General features: G+C 39.3%; 20 protein-coding genes and 1 riboswitch. Of the genes, 12 read left to right on the top strand and 8 right to left on the bottom strand.

What is annotated here, in order from left to right:
* Positions 1–5: 5 nt before the first annotated feature.
* The 4 genes from G8782_RS03595 to G8782_RS03580 form a co-directional block, all read right to left on the bottom strand.
* Positions 6–848, bottom strand: a complete 843-nt coding sequence (locus G8782_RS03595; RefSeq protein WP_172369529.1) for a S1C family serine protease — start codon at positions 846–848, stop codon at positions 6–8.
* Between the two features lie 127 nt (positions 849–975).
* Complete coding sequence (locus G8782_RS03590; protein WP_172369528.1) at positions 976–1,500, bottom strand: type 1 glutamine amidotransferase domain-containing protein; 525 nt, start codon at positions 1,498–1,500, stop codon at positions 976–978.
* Between the two features lie 73 nt (positions 1,501–1,573).
* On the bottom strand, positions 1,574–2,929 hold the full coding sequence (locus tag G8782_RS03585; protein ID WP_172369527.1) for a tripartite tricarboxylate transporter permease: 1,356 nt from the start codon (positions 2,927–2,929) through the stop codon (positions 1,574–1,576).
* Positions 2,926–3,372 carry a hypothetical protein gene (locus tag G8782_RS03580; RefSeq protein WP_172369526.1) on the bottom strand — a complete coding sequence of 149 codons (447 nt, stop codon included), beginning with the start codon at positions 3,370–3,372 and terminating at the stop codon, positions 2,926–2,928. Before G8782_RS03580 ends, G8782_RS03585 begins: the two co-directional genes overlap by 4 nt.
* A gap of 171 nt (positions 3,373–3,543) precedes the next feature.
* Here G8782_RS03580 and G8782_RS03575 point away from each other — a divergent pair, with 171 nt between their 5' ends.
* Both G8782_RS03575 and G8782_RS03570 read left to right on the top strand, forming a co-directional pair.
* Complete coding sequence (locus G8782_RS03575) at positions 3,544–3,765, top strand: transcriptional regulator (RefSeq protein WP_172369525.1); 222 nt, start codon at positions 3,544–3,546, stop codon at positions 3,763–3,765.
* Entirely contained in the window at positions 3,765–4,103 is a 339-nt protein-coding gene (locus G8782_RS03570) for a YolD-like family protein (RefSeq protein WP_172369524.1), read from the top strand. The genes G8782_RS03575 and G8782_RS03570 overlap by 1 nt, the downstream gene beginning before the upstream one ends.
* A gap of 97 nt (positions 4,104–4,200) precedes the next feature.
* Here the strand turns inward: G8782_RS03570 and fdhD are convergent, their stop codons facing one another.
* On the bottom strand, positions 4,201–4,989 hold the full coding sequence (gene fdhD, locus G8782_RS03565) for a formate dehydrogenase accessory sulfurtransferase FdhD (RefSeq protein ID WP_172369523.1): 789 nt from the start codon (positions 4,987–4,989) through the stop codon (positions 4,201–4,203).
* Between the two features lie 128 nt (positions 4,990–5,117).
* Here fdhD and fdhF point away from each other — a divergent pair, with 128 nt between their 5' ends.
* Genes fdhF through G8782_RS03550 form a run of 3 tightly spaced genes read left to right on the top strand, consistent with a single transcriptional unit; the run spans position 5,118 to position 10,062 of the window.
* Positions 5,118–8,051 (top strand): formate dehydrogenase subunit alpha, encoded by a 2,934-nt coding sequence (gene fdhF, locus G8782_RS03560; RefSeq protein ID WP_172369522.1) that lies wholly within the window; start codon positions 5,118–5,120, stop codon positions 8,049–8,051.
* Positions 8,052–8,057: 6 nt separating this feature from the next.
* Complete coding sequence (locus G8782_RS03555; protein WP_172369521.1) at positions 8,058–8,543, top strand: helical membrane plugin domain-containing protein; 486 nt, start codon at positions 8,058–8,060, stop codon at positions 8,541–8,543.
* A gap of 52 nt (positions 8,544–8,595) precedes the next feature.
* Complete coding sequence (locus G8782_RS03550) at positions 8,596–10,062, top strand: DEAD/DEAH box helicase (protein WP_172369520.1); 1,467 nt, start codon at positions 8,596–8,598, stop codon at positions 10,060–10,062.
* Positions 10,063–10,188: 126 nt separating this feature from the next.
* On the opposite strand, the gene G8782_RS03545 is transcribed toward G8782_RS03550, so the two are convergent.
* On the bottom strand, positions 10,189–11,322 hold the full coding sequence (locus tag G8782_RS03545) for an MGDG synthase family glycosyltransferase (protein WP_172369519.1): 1,134 nt from the start codon (positions 11,320–11,322) through the stop codon (positions 10,189–10,191).
* Positions 11,323–11,440: 118 nt separating this feature from the next.
* On the opposite strand from G8782_RS03545, the gene G8782_RS03540 reads away from it, so the two are divergent.
* The 7 genes from G8782_RS03540 (at position 11,441) to G8782_RS03510 (ending at position 16,201) form a co-directional block, all read left to right on the top strand.
* Positions 11,441–12,016 (top strand): YkoP family protein, encoded by a 576-nt coding sequence (locus tag G8782_RS03540; RefSeq protein ID WP_172369518.1) that lies wholly within the window; start codon positions 11,441–11,443, stop codon positions 12,014–12,016.
* Positions 12,017–12,122: 106 nt separating this feature from the next.
* Positions 12,123–12,959, top strand: a complete 837-nt coding sequence (locus G8782_RS03535) for a metallophosphoesterase (protein WP_172369517.1) — start codon at positions 12,123–12,125, stop codon at positions 12,957–12,959.
* A 197-nt stretch (positions 12,960–13,156) separates the two neighbouring features.
* On the top strand, positions 13,157–13,330 hold the full coding sequence (locus G8782_RS03530) for a hypothetical protein (RefSeq protein ID WP_172369516.1): 174 nt from the start codon (positions 13,157–13,159) through the stop codon (positions 13,328–13,330).
* A gap of 19 nt (positions 13,331–13,349) precedes the next feature.
* Positions 13,350–13,520, top strand: coding sequence for a zinc ribbon domain-containing protein (locus tag G8782_RS03525; RefSeq protein WP_172369515.1), 171 nt, complete (start codon positions 13,350–13,352; stop codon positions 13,518–13,520).
* A gap of 72 nt (positions 13,521–13,592) precedes the next feature.
* On the top strand, positions 13,593–13,931 hold the full coding sequence (locus G8782_RS03520) for a hypothetical protein (RefSeq protein ID WP_172369514.1): 339 nt from the start codon (positions 13,593–13,595) through the stop codon (positions 13,929–13,931).
* A 93-nt stretch (positions 13,932–14,024) separates the two neighbouring features.
* Positions 14,025–14,132, top strand: a riboswitch (SAM riboswitch).
* Positions 14,133–14,197: 65 nt separating this feature from the next.
* Positions 14,198–15,247 carry an LLM class flavin-dependent oxidoreductase gene (locus tag G8782_RS03515; protein ID WP_172369513.1) on the top strand — a complete coding sequence of 350 codons (1,050 nt, stop codon included), beginning with the start codon at positions 14,198–14,200 and terminating at the stop codon, positions 15,245–15,247.
* A 15-nt stretch (positions 15,248–15,262) separates the two neighbouring features.
* The gene (locus G8782_RS03510) at positions 15,263–16,201 is read left to right on the top strand and encodes an ATP-grasp domain-containing protein (protein WP_172369512.1); all 939 of its coding nucleotides are present in this window, start codon (positions 15,263–15,265) and stop codon (positions 16,199–16,201) included.
* A 51-nt stretch (positions 16,202–16,252) separates the two neighbouring features.
* Here G8782_RS03510 and G8782_RS03505 read toward each other — a convergent pair whose 3' ends face one another.
* Together G8782_RS03505 and G8782_RS03500 are read right to left on the bottom strand one after the other, a co-directional pair.
* A complete protein-coding gene (locus G8782_RS03505; protein ID WP_425505477.1) occupies positions 16,253–17,212 on the bottom strand; it encodes a polysaccharide deacetylase family protein in 960 nt (319 codons plus the stop codon).
* A 61-nt stretch (positions 17,213–17,273) separates the two neighbouring features.
* Positions 17,274–17,594: a DUF5658 family protein gene (locus G8782_RS03500; RefSeq protein ID WP_172369510.1), complete on the bottom strand. Its 321-nt coding sequence runs from the start codon at positions 17,592–17,594 to the stop codon at positions 17,274–17,276.
* Between the last annotated feature and the right edge of the window lie 123 nt (positions 17,595–17,717).

Below are 17,717 nucleotides of genomic sequence, written 5' to 3'. Positions count from 1 at the left end.
TTACGTCATTCAACCGCATTATAATACTCATCAATCGGCACAAACAATCCAACTTTGCCATGTGCTTCATCTTTTATGGTGGCAAATACCACACCAATTACTTCACCGCTCCGATTTATTACAGGGCTGCCACTATTACCACGATAAACAGGCGCTTCCATCATAACGACGGGGACGTCCCAATCGGTTAATTCGGTGTAATCAATAATTGTTCCTTCATTTGCAATTCCTTTAAAGCTTAGCGGATTTCCAATGAAATAGATTGGTTCGTGATCAGTGAATGTTGTTTGATCGGCGAGGTCTAAAAACGGCAAGTTTTCAGCATCGATATCTAATACAGCAAGGTCGACTACCGGGTATGTATTCACGACGTTGGCTGTAAAGCGACCTTCATCCGGAAACATAACGGTTATCGCGGTATTTCCTTCGATGACGTGATGATTTGTCAGTATCGTTCCATCGCTGGAGATACTGAAACCAGTACCTTTACCATCCTCTGTGACAACCACAACAACGGCTTCTTTATAGGTAGCAATATCTTCTTGTTGCGATAACTTCATCGATGTTCTTAAAAAGTCGATTGCTGGAATCGAATAGATTTCAAATACGATTGAAAATGTACTTATAAGCATCGTGATCGACATTAGCCAAAAGATCCACTTCGGAAAGGAATGCCTTGGTTTGGAATTTGTTTTTTCTAGAGAAGCTTTGTAAAGTGCCTCTCGCTGTGCTTCTAACACGAGTTCCTGTAATTCCTCGTCGCTTATTTCTCCATCAACCTCTTGATTACTTACATCGTCAATTTGACCTTCGACCACCTTTTCCTGCTGATTATTCTCTGAATCCATGCGCTCGCCCCCATTTGAAAGCACTCTAGACTTTATTCAATTATACACAAACAATAAAGACAAGGTATTTTTCGTCGTTCAAAAAACCCGGTCTCGCTATTAAAGCGGAACCGGGTTTTACAATTATTTATTTCGCAGCGAGTACATCTGCAAATGCCTTTACATAAGGAGGTAAATCTGGTGGACGCTGACTGGATACAATATGACCGTCTACAACAACTGCTTCATCAGACCAGTTTCCTCCAGCGTTCATCATATCGTGTTTAATTCCAGGCGTGCTTGTTACATTTACACCTTTCAAAATGTCAGCTGAGATGAGTACCCATCCGGCATGACAAATTTGACCGATTGGTTTTTTAGCTTCATCCATAACGCGAATGAAGTCTAGAACTTCTTCATATCTTCTTAATTTATCTGGCGCCCATCCGCCAGGCACAAGAATTGCATCATAATCTTCTGCGCGAATATCGGAAAACTTATAATCGGAAACTGCCGGAACGCCATATTTTCCAATATACGTTTTGTCTTTTTCTTGTCCAACCAAGTGAACAACCGCACCTTCTTCGCGGAGACGATAAATCGGATACCAAAGTTCTAAATCTTCAAACTCGTCATCAACAAGGGCGATGACTTTTTTATCTTTTAGCCTCATTCATATCCCTCCTTTACGAGTAACCTACAGTTTACCAGTAATCTTGGGTTAGTTGAAATGGAAGGCCTTGTAATTAGATTCCGAACATCGTTAACATAATCCATGCTGACGCGTAAAACACCATAAATTGCACGCCTGCGCCGATGCCTAAAATTCGATTTAACAAGCCTCCAACCGCGGCTACGGTAAATGTTAATACAATCCCGACGACTTGTCCTTCGTGGAAAGCCAAGAGACAGGCTAACCCGATGAACATCGCGACAATTGCTTCCTGACTAATAAATTTCATAACCAAGACCGAAGCTTTTCGTGCATAGTTCATTGTAAACGGGTAGGCAATTAATGCAGCCACGATAAGACCGATTGCGCCGTACAGGAAAAACTCCCAAGAGGTTAAATAAGTATGCAAGTTGTTGACCGGGTCTATCGTAAATACGGGCGGCGCATTAAATAACGGGGAAGCCGGGCCCAATGCAACGGGACTTAACGGAATTCCGAAAGCGATTAATGGAATGATTGTTTCCGCAATATATGTAGATTCCGTAACACCATTCATAACAGCTAAGCTAGTCGTTGATTTTTTATATGCACCTTTTGTTCGAGAACCGACAATTTCGCCCATAAGGGAAGTCATTCCAACAGGACTAAAAACAAACGTCAATGATGAAATGAATGTAGTGATCGCTGTGAAAAGTTTTTGTTCTCCTGATAATATCTTCAATGGATTCGGGAAAAAACCTTTCCACATATTTGTTTCCGGGGCCAATTGATACTTTTTTGGTTCATTTTTTTCGATTGCTCGTCTTGCGCTAGATGAAGTGGCGATTAGTATATCGGAAAACATGGGGCCGATCGCAATTCCTAAGAAGAAACTGATTGCCAAATGCTTGTCTAATATGCTGAAGCTAATCATGTCTAAGCTTTTAATGAAAAATGCAAAAGGAATGATCATTAATACGCTTACCCATCTACCTTGAGAAAAGAAAGCGATTAACACGGCAGCGATTGTAAAGATGATTCCAGCAGATGATTTAAAGAAATCAGCAAACTGTCCTAGAAATTGCCCTAATAATACAGCTGTTGGCAGTGCGATAAAAGCACCTATAATCCCGCCGGAGAGCATTTTTCTTAATGCAATATGAGGCATGCCCATTCTTCTTAAAGTGTTTGCATGGTCAATTAACGGAACTGCCGTAGTGTCACCGGGAATCCCCATTAACGCAGTAGGAACAGCGTGGGTTAAGTGTTTCGCTAATACTGCAGCCATGAAAAACGAGAAAATTGCTGCTGGCGGAGCACCTAATAAGACGACTAATAAAGTCAATGGAACCATTACCGCTGTTTCATCCGTTCCGGAAATCAATCCGATCAATGAAAAAACAATTGCGCCTATAAAGGCGAATAATATGGCGGTCATAAGCAAACTCATTTTTTATCTTCACCGCCTAGTGCTTCGAAGTGCTTTAACACACCGAGGTCTTTTAATTCTTTTTTTACAATCGGATCATTTTCGATCAATTTCAATTCTTCACGGGGATCCAATTGTAAATCCTCAAAAACATCCCTCATGCTTTCATTTGAAGTTTCTTCTTCTAGCAGTATGCGTTTAGGCTTGAAGATTATTGAACATAACGCTAGAGCTAATACTGTGCCTGCAATTCCAAGAAGCAAGGAATAAGAAGCAACCATATTTTCACTGGCAATTGCCGGAAAAATACGAAGACCGATATTATAACCACCTAAACTGATGGTGACACTTAAAATAATCGCAAGTAACAATTGGTTAGGGACGATGGTGTCGCCTAATATCTCCAGAAACTTTCTCTGTCCTTTATTTGTTGAATCATTGGCATCTTGTTGCTGACGGGACATTCACTTCACCTCTCTAAGTTGTATACCAAAGCCTGTTATAAGCAAAGCCAATTATACTATTTTCTATCTGCATGTGAAAGGCATTCAGCTTTTGTTTCCATCAATCATATACTTTTTTTAGTTGCAATGCGAACGTACATTCCGTATAATGAAGAAAAGGAGGGAACACCCGTGCGTGTGAAGCTGATTAATTCGATGAAGTATGGTGAGTCACTGGACATGATTTATATTGCAAATAACGGTGCGATTAGTAAGCGAAGGGTTAATGTTATCCAAATCGAAGAGGGAACCTTTCGAGCCTACTGCTATTTGCGAAAATCAACCAGAACTTTTAAAGTCGATAATGTGCTTGCGCTAGTTCCTGTGATCCAAACTGAAAGCATGGTGATTTAATGTACAAAAATATTCGTGACCGCGGAACGAAGAAATGGACAGCCATGATGTTGCCCGAACATGTAGAAGCGTTAAGGGAGTGGATGGCCGAAGATGACTATGACGAGAAGCCGGAATTTGATGATTGGGAGCTGCTCTTAATACAAGAAGAAATTGAACGCAGCCTCCAAAGTGGTAGTCCGGTAAACATACAAACCTGGAAGGACGGAAAGGTCATCACTTTTGAAGGGGTTATTAGTGAAATCGATTTTCGCTTAAGACAACTTTTGCTTGAAACATCATTTGAAACAACACGGATTTCGGTATCGGATGTGATCAGGGTTCAAGTTTTGGATTGAGTTTTTAAGTGGGATATAGAAAAAAGCATCGTGTCAAACGATGCTTTTTGTATTTATAAAATTAAAGGATTTAAATAAGTGTTCATTAACATGCTGCCTAAATTATAATTCGTTCTGGGTGCGTATATAAGTTGAAATAGCCGTCTCTGATAAATCCTACCGTTGTGATACCTAAATCCTCGGCGAGTTGTAATGCGAGTTCAGTAGGGGCCGATTTCGAAAGCACCACTTCGCATCCGATCTTAGCGACTTTCAATAGGATTTCAGAAGAAATTCGGCCGCTAAACACAATCACTTTATCGCCAACGGGAATGTTGTTTTTCAAACAATGCCCATAAATTTTATCCAACGCGTTATGGCGCCCGATATCCATTCTTGCTAAGACAATGCCATTTCGATCACATAATGCAGCATTATGGACACCGCCCGTATGTTGAAAAGTTTTTGCGGAATTCTCCATTTGCGCCATTAATGAAAAGCATTCATTGGCTGTCAAAGTGACGCGAGTCTCGGTCATTTTTTTGGCCGTGAGTGCATCATTTGCGAAAACAAATCCTTGCCGGCTCATTCCGCAACATGAGGTGATATAGCGTTTGCTTTGTAATTTCTCATAAAAAGGATAGAGTTTGTCTGTTTTTATGTGAACATATCCCAGCTCTTCTTGCACCCATATCTCTTTAATTTCATCATATTTACCGATTACTCTTTCGGAAGCCAAGAAGCCGATAACCATGTCTTCGATATATTCGGGTGTGCAAACGATCGTCATAAATTCTTTCTCGTTAATTTTTATCGTAACGGGGTGCTCTATAGCGACATTGTCTTCTTTTTGTTGGAACATTCCTTGTGAAAAGCGCAAAATATTTCGTTTTTGAATTTTTTTCACTGACATCCCCCTCATCGGTTTCAGGCACCTATCTATTTATCTATAATACTAGAATACATTGTTTATTCTAAAAGTATCAACTACAATTATAGTAAAGCTGATTCTTTGTATAAAGGGAGGCGCATTCATTGTCTATTAATATCGATGGGGAGAATTTTAACTTTCAAGATGGAATGACAATACTTCAAGTGATTAATGCATTTAAAATTGAACACCCGCAAATTTGTTATTTGCCGGAAGTAGATCCGATTGAAACTTGCGACACATGTATTGTCGAGGTAGATGGTAGTCTACTGCGCGCTTGTTCAACTAAAGCCGTTTCGGGAATGAACATCTCACTTTCTTCCCCAGGGGCGAAAGAAGCGCAAACAGAAGCGATGGATCGGATTCTCGAAAATCATTTACTCTATTGTACTGTATGCGACAACAATAATGGCAACTGCAAAATACACAACACGGTGGACTTGATGAAAATCGAACATCAAAAATATCCTTATGAACCAAAGTGCACAGAGGACAGTGTCGATTTTACACATCCATTTTATCGCTATGATCCGAATCAGTGCATTGCTTGCGGCCAATGTGTGGAAGCTTGCCAAAACTTGCAAGTGAACGAAACATTAACGATGGATTGGGAGAGGGATCGCCCGATTGTTTTATGGGATAACGGGGCGAAAATCAATGATTCGTCCTGTGTCGGTTGCGGCCATTGCGTTACGGTCTGTCCTTGTAACGCATTAATGGAGAAGTCGATGCTCGGTGAAGCTGGATTTATGACTGGGATGAAAGAAGAAATTATGTCGCCGTTAATTGACTTAGTGAAAGATGTTGAGCCCGGTTATAGCGGGATTATGGCGGTTTCTGAAGCAGAAGCGGCAATGCGTGAAACAAGAACTAAAAAGACGAAAACGGTTTGCACATTTTGCGGGGTCGGTTGTACGTTTGAAGTATGGACGAAAGACCGCAAGATTTTAAAAATCCAGCCCGTTTCAGATGCGCCAGTAAATGCGATTTCCACTTGCGTGAAGGGGAAGTTCGGATGGGATTTCGTTAATAGCGAGGAACGGTTGACAACCCCGTTGATTCGACAAGGCGACTCTTTTGTTGAAGCGACATGGGAAGAAGCGCTGGACCTGGTTGCTTTAAGGCTTGGCGAAATTAAAAAAGAGAATGGCAAAGATGGGGTCGGCATCATCTCATCTTCGAAGATTACGAATGAGGAAAATTATGTTGTTCAAAAACTTGCACGCCAAGTATTCGAAACGAATAATGTTGATAATTGTTCGCGCTACTGCCAATCTCCTGCGACAGATGGGCTATTCCGTACAGTAGGAATGGGAGGAGATGCTGGAACGATTAAAGATATTTCGAAAGCGGGTCTCGTCATTATTATCGGCGCCAACCCGGCAGAAGGTCATCCCGTTTTAGCTACACGAGTGAAACGCGCGAATAAATTACATGGCCAGAAATTGATTGTCGCGGATTTACGGAAACATGAAATGGCCGAGCGTTCGAATATTTTTATAAGCCCGAAACAAGGGACTGACCAAGTGTGGCTTATGGCAGTTACCAAATACTTGATTGACCAAGGATGGCATGACGAAAAGTTTATAAGTGAAAATGTTCATTCATTTGATGAGTTTAAAGCCGTACTGGAGAAGTACACACTTGATTACGCTGAAAAAATTACCGGCGTGTCGAAAACCCAGCTTATCAAGACGGCCCAAATGATTCATCAAGCGGATGGCACGTGCATTTTATGGGGAATGGGCGTGACGCAAAATACGGGCGGTTCGGATACATCCGCGGCGATTTCGAACTTGCTTCTCGCTACTGGGAATTATCGTCGTCCGGGTGCTGGGGCCTATCCGCTTCGCGGGCATAATAATGTGCAAGGCGCCTGTGATATGGGCTCTCTTCCGGGATGGCTGCCAGGTTATCAGCATGTGACGGATGAAAAAGCTCGTCGGAAGTTCGAGAAAGCATATGGCGTCAAAATAGATAATAAACCGGGACTCGATAATATTCAAATGCTTCAAGCGGTAGAGAACGATACCATGAAAGCGATGTATATTGTCGGGGAAGATATGGCGCTTGTCGATTCGAATGCGAATTATGTCCATGATATGCTATCGAAATTGGAGTTTCTCGTTGTTCAAGATATTTTCTTTTCAAGAACAGCGCAATATGCAGATGTGATATTGCCGGCGGTTCCATCGCTTGAAAAGGACGGAACATTTACGAATACGGAAAGACGTGTGCAACGATTATATAAAGCGCTTCCTGAATTGGGGCAGGGAAGAGCGGACTGGTGGATTGTCCAAGAAATTGCCAATCGACTCGGTGCGGATTGGAACTACAGTCACCCAAGTGAAATATTTGCGGAAATGGCAAGCTTATCGCCGCTCTTTAGCCAAGCGGATTATAGCGTGATGGAAGGCTGGAATAGTTTTTTATGGGGAAGTTTAGATGGTTCAAGTACTCCGCTACTCTATATAGACGGGTTTAATTTCCCAGATAAAAAAGCGCGCTTTGCATTATCGGATTGGGTGGCACCGGTCGAGTTTCCTATAGAATATGACCTCCATATTAATAACGGTCGTCTGCTTGAACATTTCCATGAAGGGAATCTAACGAATAAATCAGACGGAATCCAATCGAAGGTGCCGGAGATTTTCGTGGAAGTTTCACCGAAACTGGCAAAAGAGCGCGGAGTACAAAGTGGATCCATTGTTCGCTTAGTTTCGCCGTACGGCGCACTCCGACTACCTGCGCTTGTAACAGATCGAGTTAAAGAAAACGAACTTTTTTTACCGATGAATTCAGTGGAAAAAGAGTCGGCCATTAACTTCTTGACCGGGCCAGCAGTTGACGAACGTACAAATACACCTGCATTTAAACAGACGATGGTACGGATGGAAGTCATTCAACTAGACGGGGAATCTCCATTGCCAAAATCAAACCATCGAAATAAAAAACGAAATCCTAAGCCGGGGATTGAAGTCGAGAGAAAATGGGCGAAACCTGGATATATCCACTTAACGACAAATAATGAGGGGTGATGTTCTATGGCAGCACCGATTACTTCTATTAAGCTGAAAGAATTAACAGCGGAAGAGATTCAAAGCGAGAAACTATTAGAACTGCAATTATTGCTCACCAAACAAGAACAAGCAATTAATAAAATTCTTGAAATAACTGGCGGGTTGGATGACGCCGGCGTGCTCGATGCGGTGAAAGCAATGGTTAAAGCAAAAGACGAAATCGCTGAAATTGCTGTTGGTCAAGTATCCCGCGAACCTATTGCAAATTTGATCAACCATGTAATAAATGCATCTGGTATGTTGACAGCCATAAGTCCAGATGTAACCGAAAAACTAGCTGCAAGTGTAAAAAACGGCCTAAATGAAGCGGAATTATATGATGGAAACAACGAAACAATTGGTATATTTGATTTGATAAAGTCATTAAAAGATCCTGACGTCAACCGCGCTGTTAAATTCGGATTGCATTTCTTGAAAGGGATGGGAAAAGGATTGGATGGGGAACAATAGTACATGAAACTCCTTGATTCCTTTTCTCTAACTCCCGGATGTGGGATAATATATGAAGAATGAAAGGTTGGTTAGAAATAGAATGACATTTAAAGATTACCGATTAAGCACTGAAATTATTCGAGCGTTGGATAAACTTGGGTTTACAAAACCTACAGAAGTACAAGAAAAAGTAGTGCCTGCCGCGCTTGAAAGAAGAGATTTAGTCGTTAAATCACAGACGGGAAGCGGAAAGACAGCAGCATTTGGAATTCCTATTTGTGAAATGGTCGAATGGGAAGAAAACAAACCGCAAGCCTTAATTTTGACGCCCACGCGTGAACTTGCAGATCAAGTAAAGAATGACATTACGAATATTGGTCGTTTCAAACGGGTTCGTGCAGCCGCGGTTTACGGAAAACATCCATTTAATTATCAAAAAGAAGAGCTCAGACAAAAATGCCATGTTGTAGTCGGAACGCCCGGTCGTGTTTTTGACCATATAGAGAAAGGGACGCTTGTGCTCGATCAAGTAAAATGTTTAGTTCTCGATGAAGCCGACGAAATGTTGAATATGGGCTTTATCGATCAAGTCGAATCAATTATTAACAGAGTGCCAAAAAACAGAATGACGATGTTTTTTTCCGCGACACTTCCGGAAAATGTTGAAAAACTAAGCCAAAACTATTTAAAAAATCCAAAACATATCGAAATAATGTCGACAGTCACATTGACCGATAATATCGATCACTCCCTATTTATTGTTGAAGAACAGAAAAAGTTTGATCTATTGCGTGATGTAACAATCGTTGAGAATCCGGATAGCTGTATATTATTTTGCAGAACGAAGGACCGGGTCGATGAACTGACGACGCAACTCGAAAAACTGCATTACACATGCGATAAACTTCACGGTGGCATGATGCAAGAGGACCGGTTTGCAGTCATGGATGAATTTAAGCGAGGAGAATTTCGCTATTTAGTTGCGACCGACGTGGCGGCCCGAGGAATTGATATCGATAGCATTACGCATGTCATTAACTATGATCTTCCCCTTGAAAATGAAAGTTACGTGCACAGAGTGGGCAGAACCGGACGTGCCGGAAAAAAAGGGAAGGCGATTACGTTCGCTACGCCTAACGAGGATAAGTTCCTTGCTGAAATCGAGGACTATATCGGATTCGAAATTCCTAGAAGAAAAGCACCGTCGCGGCAATACGTTAATGAAGCGATGCATGCATTCACCAAAAAACTGGAAAGCCTGCCCGATATAAAAAGAGATAAAAGCGAGTTAGTGAACCAAGATATTATGAAGTTGTATTTCAACGGCGGAAAGAAGAAAAAGCTACGTGCTTTCGACTTTGTAGGTACAATTACAAGTATTCCAGGCATTTCCGCTGAAGACATCGGCATCATTAAAATCCAAGACACTGTGACCTATATTGATATTTTAAACGGTAAAGGGAAATTAGTTTTGGGTGAGATGAAAACCAAAACGGTTAAAGGGAAAAAATTAAAAGTTCATAAAGCGAAGAAATAGGTTAATGTCAGACCTCTAAATAATGGAGTGTCTGACATTTTTTGCTTTTTTATAGAAATCACACATCAGGTTTAAGGTGGAAAGTAGAGAAGCTTTTTTTAGAACCGAAATTATTTCGTGCCATTGTCAGTTTAAAGTTTTTTCAATTAAGACAGCAATACTTTCTTTTGTTAATTGTTGATGATATGAGTGCAGTTGTTGTTCTAACTTCATTTTCTGTTCCTCGCATTGTAATATAGTTACTATTTTCTCCTCAAATTGAGGGGATTTCTGCCAATCATCCAAGTGATAGACAAGCCCCCAGTTTTTCAAATTCTGTAAATTTACTTCCTCCTGTCCGGGTAACTCATGATAAATAAAGATTGGAATTTTTTTGTATAAACATTCGCTTACCGTCACTCCTCCAGGCTTCGTAATAATCGCGTCAACCTTATCGTATAACGCATTCATATCTTTTTTTGATGATATATATGGAACCGCATGAATGAATGGAAAATCCATTTGGTTAATCCAGTTATATAACTTATCATTCTTTCCGCAAAGCACAATATAATTTATTTTCCCCGAAGGTTGGAGTGTTTTAATAAAGTTTTTCATTAGACCAGTACCAAGATTTCCGCCTGATAGCAATACCGAATATAGACCTTCTGACTTTTTGACTTTGACAGACTCCTTGAATTGCTCATGGATTGGAATTCCGGTTACAAGAACATGGTCAGGTTTGACTCCGCGTCCAATCAAATTTATTTTGATTTCTTTATTTGGAACGAAATGATAATCGATAAAATCTATTCCCCATATTTCATTAATGAAATAATCAGTATAGACATTAATGACTGGGATCGATATTTTTCCTTGCTTTTTTAAATGATTCAATAAATATGAAGGTAATGCATGCGTGCAAATGATAAGTTGGGGATTCTTTTCTTTAATTAGCTTTTCCATCCAATATAGAAATAGCCATTCGTATAAATAAAACCGTTTTTTTTCATTTTTAAATTTTATTGCAGATTGTTTGTATAGTCGGCTATATAAGCTTGGAAAAAGTTCAATCCATTTTATGTAGATGCTGGAAGTTAAAGTCTCGATATTCCCGTAGCTATAGGATAGAATATCAATTTTCTCACACTCGAATCCGTCACTCATTTCATCAAGAGAATCCATTATTGCATTTGCAACTTGGTGATGTCCAGATGATATTTGCAAAAATGGCATAAATAATATTCGTTTCATCATGCATCCACCTGTCTTTTTTGGCATAGCATGTCCTTCGATTATTATTCCATTCATTAATAAACGTATTAATAATTTTGAGGGGAATGGTTAATCTAAAAGAGATATGACTTCAAAATTATGCGGACAAGGAGAAATGTTGAGTATGAAATATCGTCTAATCCAAGTTTGGGCCATTTTTGACACGGTTTACTTTTTCTGTACTCGATTACAGTGTTTGGAACAGATTTATGGGGATACTAATGTTTTTCGTGTTCGTTTAACACGATACAAAGGTCGTCAAGTTGTACTTTCAGACGGCACATTAATAAAGAAAAATGACCTTCTAATTAAGATTCATCTGCACAATGTCCGTATACTGCAGGAAATGCAACGAATTGATGATAATATTAAAAAGACATTATTCCTTTATAAAAAAGTGCAAGAATCTTTACCTGGACTAGCTTTTTTTCTACTTCATCATAAAAATAATGATCAAATAAAAGGGCTCATTGGTATTACAATGATCGATAAAGGGTATAAACGTTTAGGGTTTGAATCGTTTTCATTTTCCAGTCGTTCGTATACATGGTTTAAACAGATTTCTCTTTACCCGATCCACATACTTTCAATTTCTACCCCCTCTTCCAAGAGGAAAAAGGTGCGTACTCCTCAATATTTATTTATGTCAAAGGACTCCTTATGTGAAAAATATGGTGCATTTGAAAAGGATATAGCGTAAAGCTCTCCTTGAAATTCTTAAGAATAACGAACTGGTAGAATACCCATAAATTACAGCTTAAAATATCCCCTCTTCTGTACTATTATAGTATAAGGAGGGGATTTACATGTTTCTGTTATTTACAATTTTCATTGTAACTATCCTGTCCATTGTATTTTATAAAGGTTATCAAAATACCAAGCAGGTTTTAGTTAACAATGTGTTTATTAATAATTCAAATGCGAATACACAGGTAGATGAGGAACCGTTTCGTGTATTACACATTTCCGATATGCATCTTGAAAATATATCTGTTTCACCTTCACATCTTTATTCTATTCTAAAGAATCAACACATTGATTTAATCGCTTTAACAGGTGATTTTTTAGACCGTAAACGTAGTATTCCTAAACTGTTACCTTATCTAAAAGTGTTAAATAAATTAAATCCAAAACACGGAACTTATGCAGTGTTTGGAAACCATGACTATGTTTTACAACATCCGGAATTCACTAAACTAAAGCAGCTTTTAGAGGATAATGGCTGTAAAACGATGATCAATGAAAATGATGTTCTTTCGATTAATGGAGAACGAGTAAACATTATTGGAATTGATGATTTTAGTACGAATCGAAGTAATATCGATAAGTCTTTTGAAGGAATTAAGAATGGTTATAATTTGGTGCTCACCCATGATCCGAACATCGTGCTTAATATGGAAAATGTTTCATATGATTATTTACTTTCAGGCCATTTTCACGGTGGACAAATTCATTGGCCGAAACCATATCATCTTGTGAAAATGGGTAAATTGGTACGCTTAAATATGATAAAAGGATTGCATAAACACAAGGGAAAACCATTTTATATTAGTGAAGGGCTAGGACAGACGGGTGTTAATATCCGTTTTGGTAGTCGACCAGAAATTACGCTGCATCATTTGACATTAACATCTGCTTTATAAAAACAAGGTGAGTGAAAGTATTAATATACTTTTACTCATCTTTTTTTGTTAGTTTTGACAGATAAAATTCTAATACCCGTAACTTCACCCTTTGGTTGCTAATATTTTTTAGTATGGTTAAAATGATGAAACTAAATTGAGATTTAAACGTAAAATAGTAAATAATGCTTGCAGTGAAGAATATGTGAAGTATTTAGATGGCGAATCTATTATTTGTTATACTAATTGATGCCGACTTCCAATTAACAAATCTTGTTGCAATTGGCGTCACTAATTATAAAAATGCAATTCAATTTTATCAAACCGTTTTTGGAACGAAGTTTGATAAAATTTTGAGAACGAAGTATAGCTATCGTAATTTAATCCTATAAAAAGAAAAGGGGTAATTATATGAGTTTAAGACCGTGTCCGTCATGCGAAAACAACGTGTCTACACAAGCCGAATTTTGTCCGAAATGCGGCCATCCGTTTGGGAGTAATAAAGAAAAAAATAATGGAATTACATTCTGGGGTATTGTAGGGGCTGTTGTCGTAGCCATCCTCATTATTTCGGTTTTTTAAGGAAGTTTAATGAAATTCACAACGAGCAGCCTTTTTCGACTAAGTATATGGAGTGGATTTGGAGTATCTTTATTGTATCTCTTAAATAAATTTTTCATGCGCGATTTACTTAATTGGTCATTTGGTAATAACTACTTAAATGATGTACTTGCTGGAATACTTATCGTCGGGATTGTTAATGCACTTTCGATTATTGGAAATCAAAGCAGGTTATTGCTAATTAGATTACCGCGAATCCTCTTTTTCCTCTTTTTTTGCGGCATGTTTTGGGAGTATATTACTCCACTATATATTTTTTATAGCATCTCGGATCCTTACGACGTCGCGGCGTATATGTTTGGCGGGTTTTGTTATTGGATTTTGATTTGCATAACCTCAACAAATAAACCAAGTGGTTGCATTAAACACTAATTTCTTGTTATTCCAAAGAGACTAGTGTTTTTTTGTTTACCACTAACTGTTGACTTAATCCCTAGTTATCATATAGGATTAATAATGAATGTATTCTTATCAAGAGCGGTGGAGGGATTGGCCCTATGAAACCCGGCAACCGTTTGCAGATTGCAATCAGGTGCTAAACCCAACGGAATGTAATGTACCGGAAGATGAGATGAAGGTTGGATAACTTCTTCTTATCGAAGAGGTTTTTTATTATTCCAAAAGGAGCTGGATGACAGATGAAGTTTGGATTTTGGTTACCTATTTTTGGAGGATGGTTACGGAATGTGGAGAAAGAACAAATGCCTCCAACATTCGAATATGCGAAAAAAGTAATAAAAGCAGGTGAAAGACTAGGCTTTGATGCTACTTTAATAGCTGAGTTATATTTAAATGATATTAAAGGTCCAGAAAGTGATAGTTTAGAAGCTTGGTCGACAGCTGCTGCGCTTGCGGCTGTGACTGATAAAATTGAAATTATGGCTGCTGTGAGGCCGGCGTTTCATAATCCTGCGGTGACAGCGAAAATGGCGGCAAACATCGATCATATAAGCAATGGTCGTTTTACGTTAAATGTCGTTTCGGCTTGGTGGGAAGAAGAAGCAAAACAATATGGCGGGAATTTTACTGAGCATGACGAACGTTATGAACGAACTGCGGAATTCTTACATGTCATGAAAGGTCTTTGGACTGAAGAAGTCTTTAGTTATGAAGGAAAGTATTACACCATAGAAAATGCACGCATGCATCCTAAACCTGTTCAACGTCCCAACCCAGTTTTGTATGCGGGGGGCGAAAGTAAACGGGGAAAGGAGACGATTGTTGAGTCGTGCGATGCCTATGTTATGCACGGCGGGACAGTTGAAGAAGTGCAAACAAAAATTGATGATATGAAAAAGTTGCGATTGGATACCGGGAAAGAACCGTTCCGTTCGTTCGGGTTGGCCGCTTATGTTGTATGCCGTGATACGGAAGAGGAAGTTCAAGAGGAACTCGCCAGAATTACCACTATCAGAGAATCCAGTGGCTATGCAGGTTATAAAGATTTCACGGGGAACTCCGAACTCGAGCAGCAGGTAAAGTTGTACGACTACTCCGTTTCCAATCGGGGGTTAAGGCCCAACTTAATCGGAACGCCTGAACAAATTGCAGAACGAATTATAGAATTTGAACAAGTTGGCGTGGATTTATTATTATTGCAGTTTTCTCCTCAACTTGAAGAGATGGAACGTTTTTCGAGAGAGGTTATGCCTTTGGTAGAAAGAAAACGGCAATTGATCACACAATAAAAGGAGGTACTTTCAATGAGTAAAATATATATCATTCACGAAAACAGTGAATGGACAACGCATTTAACGAAACGACTTGAGGAACTTGAAGTCCCTTATGAAGAATGGCATCTTGATCAGGGCATTGTCAATTTAACGGAGGAACCTCGTGAAGGGATTTTTTACAACCGGATGAGCGCATCTTCCCACACTCGCGGGCATCGATTTGCGCCGGAACTTGCTTCTGCAACCTTGGCTTGGTTAGAACATCATAACCGAGTAGTCTTTAATGGCAGTAACGCTTTGCGGCTTGAGTTGAGCAAAGTACTTCAATACACAGCGCTAAACGCAGCTGGGATTCAGACACCAAAAACGATTGCGGCAGTTGGTAAGAAAAATATTTTCAAAGCTGCTGAGGAACTTGGAGAAGGGTCCTTTATTACAAAGCATAACCGCGCAGGTAAGGGGTTAGGCGTTCGATTATTTCATTCTTTAGAAGCATTGACTGAGTACGTCGAAGGTCAAACCTTTGAAGACCCTGTTGATGGCATTACATTGATCCAGCAATACATACAAGCGCCAAAGCCATTTATTACTCGGTGCGAATTTATCGATGGAAAATTCTTGTATGCGGTAAAAGTCGATACCTCCGAAGGATTTGAACTTTGTCCTGCGGATGCCTGTCAAATCGATGACCTCTTTTGCCCAACTGGGGAATCAAACCAGGCAGAAGTGCAGCCAAAATTTGAAATCATTGAAGGTTTTAACGACCCGATCATTAAAAAGTATGAGCAATTTCTAAAAGAGAACAATATTAAAGTCGCGGGCATCGAATTTATTCGTAATGATAAAGGGGAAATATTCACTTATGATGTGAATACGAATACAAATTATAACGCCGATGCAGAAATAGTTGCAGGGAAATTTGGAATGCTTGAGTTGGCGAAAGTGTTTAAAAAGGCATTAAATAATTAGAAGAGGGAAAACCCTAGAAACTGAAATTTTCAGCTTCTAGGGTTTTATCATTTACTGGGGGGCGATTCGTTCCTCGCTCATCATTTCAGAAACTGTGCCAAGAACATAACCTTTTTCTTTAATATCCCGAATCATACTATCCAAGCCTTCTGCCGTGGGTCTAGTCGGATGCATTAAAATCATCGTCCCGTTTTCAACCTGGGAAGTGACGCGCTTCACCATTTCTGATGTTGAAGGATTTCTCCAATCAACCGTGTCAGCCGTCCACAGAATGGTTAGCATATCGAGTTTGCGCGCTACTGTAATTGTTTCTTGTTTGAAACTGCCGCTGGGCGGGGCGAACCATTTCGGTTTAATCCCGAGCGTTTCTTTAATTACGTCATTGGTCTTTGATAACTCAATCTCCGTTTCTTTTGGAGATTTATGTTTAAGGTCAGGATGGCTGTATGCGTGGTTTCCGATTTCGTGATTTTCATTAAAGATTTTCTTTGCCAAGTCAGGGTTCTTTTTTACCCAGCTGCCGTCAAAAAAGAATGTTGCTTTTACTTTATGCTCATCCAATGTTTTTAATATTTGTGGAATGAATTCGTTCCCCCAAGCAACGTTGATAAGTAATGTCACCATAGGCTTTTCCGGATTGCCTCTATAGATTGGAGATGGAGGCAAGTCTGTTAAATGAACTTTCGGTGGAACTTCATTATAAACAAGTTTTTCGGCATCAAACTCGTTGTTTGTCCACATTGCGAGATAGCTTTCTTCCACATCAATCGTTAGTCCATTATAACCGGGAATTGCTTTCCAAATCCGATCAAGTCTCGCGTCGATGGGTTCAGTATTATTCTTATTGGCATAGGTTCGAATTTCATCGAGCAAATTTGGACTTTCGTTATGTGTCGTAACCATAGTCGGTCGTTGTAGTTCATTCACAGGGGCCGGTTTCGTAATAAATTCAAGAGAAAGTACAACAAAACCAATATATAATACGGAAAGTAGGATTGTTTTTTTCATAATATCCTCCGGTTGTTATTTCCGTATTTATTCCCCAAATTATATATTCAATACGCTTTATTGGTTAAGTAATAATTGCCAATGAAATCCAGAAAAAATGGAGGAAAAGTACAACGGTATAAAGGGTGACTGCAGAGCTAAGTAATACCTTTAGATACTTTTTTGGTTTTATTTTGGATAATAATGATAGGAGAAATAATGGGAGACTAATTTTCAGGGCGTAAAATCCAAACACACTTGTATCGTAGATGTTCTTCATAATCGGATTGGCTTCTGTAATATAATTTTGTCGTATGCCGATATCAGTGAACAATGAATCTAAAAAAGCTAATAGTATAAGCGATAGAACAATGTGATTAATGTCTATTTTAGAGTAGATATTCATCGCGATCCTCCTTTCTCGAAACTATTTACTTCGTTCCATTAAACTGTGCAAATAAATCATTGTTTATGCTTAGCATATTCATCTGGGACAAGTAAAAGAATTGACAGGTTTTCGAACTTTCTA

It is taken from the genome of Sporosarcina jiandibaonis (assembly GCF_013184495.1).
In the GTDB taxonomy this organism is placed as follows: Bacteria; Bacillota; Bacilli; order Bacillales_A; family Planococcaceae; genus Sporosarcina; species Sporosarcina jiandibaonis.
Note: the sequence above shows the minus strand (reverse complement) of the source record. Positions and strands in the feature narration are given on the sequence as shown.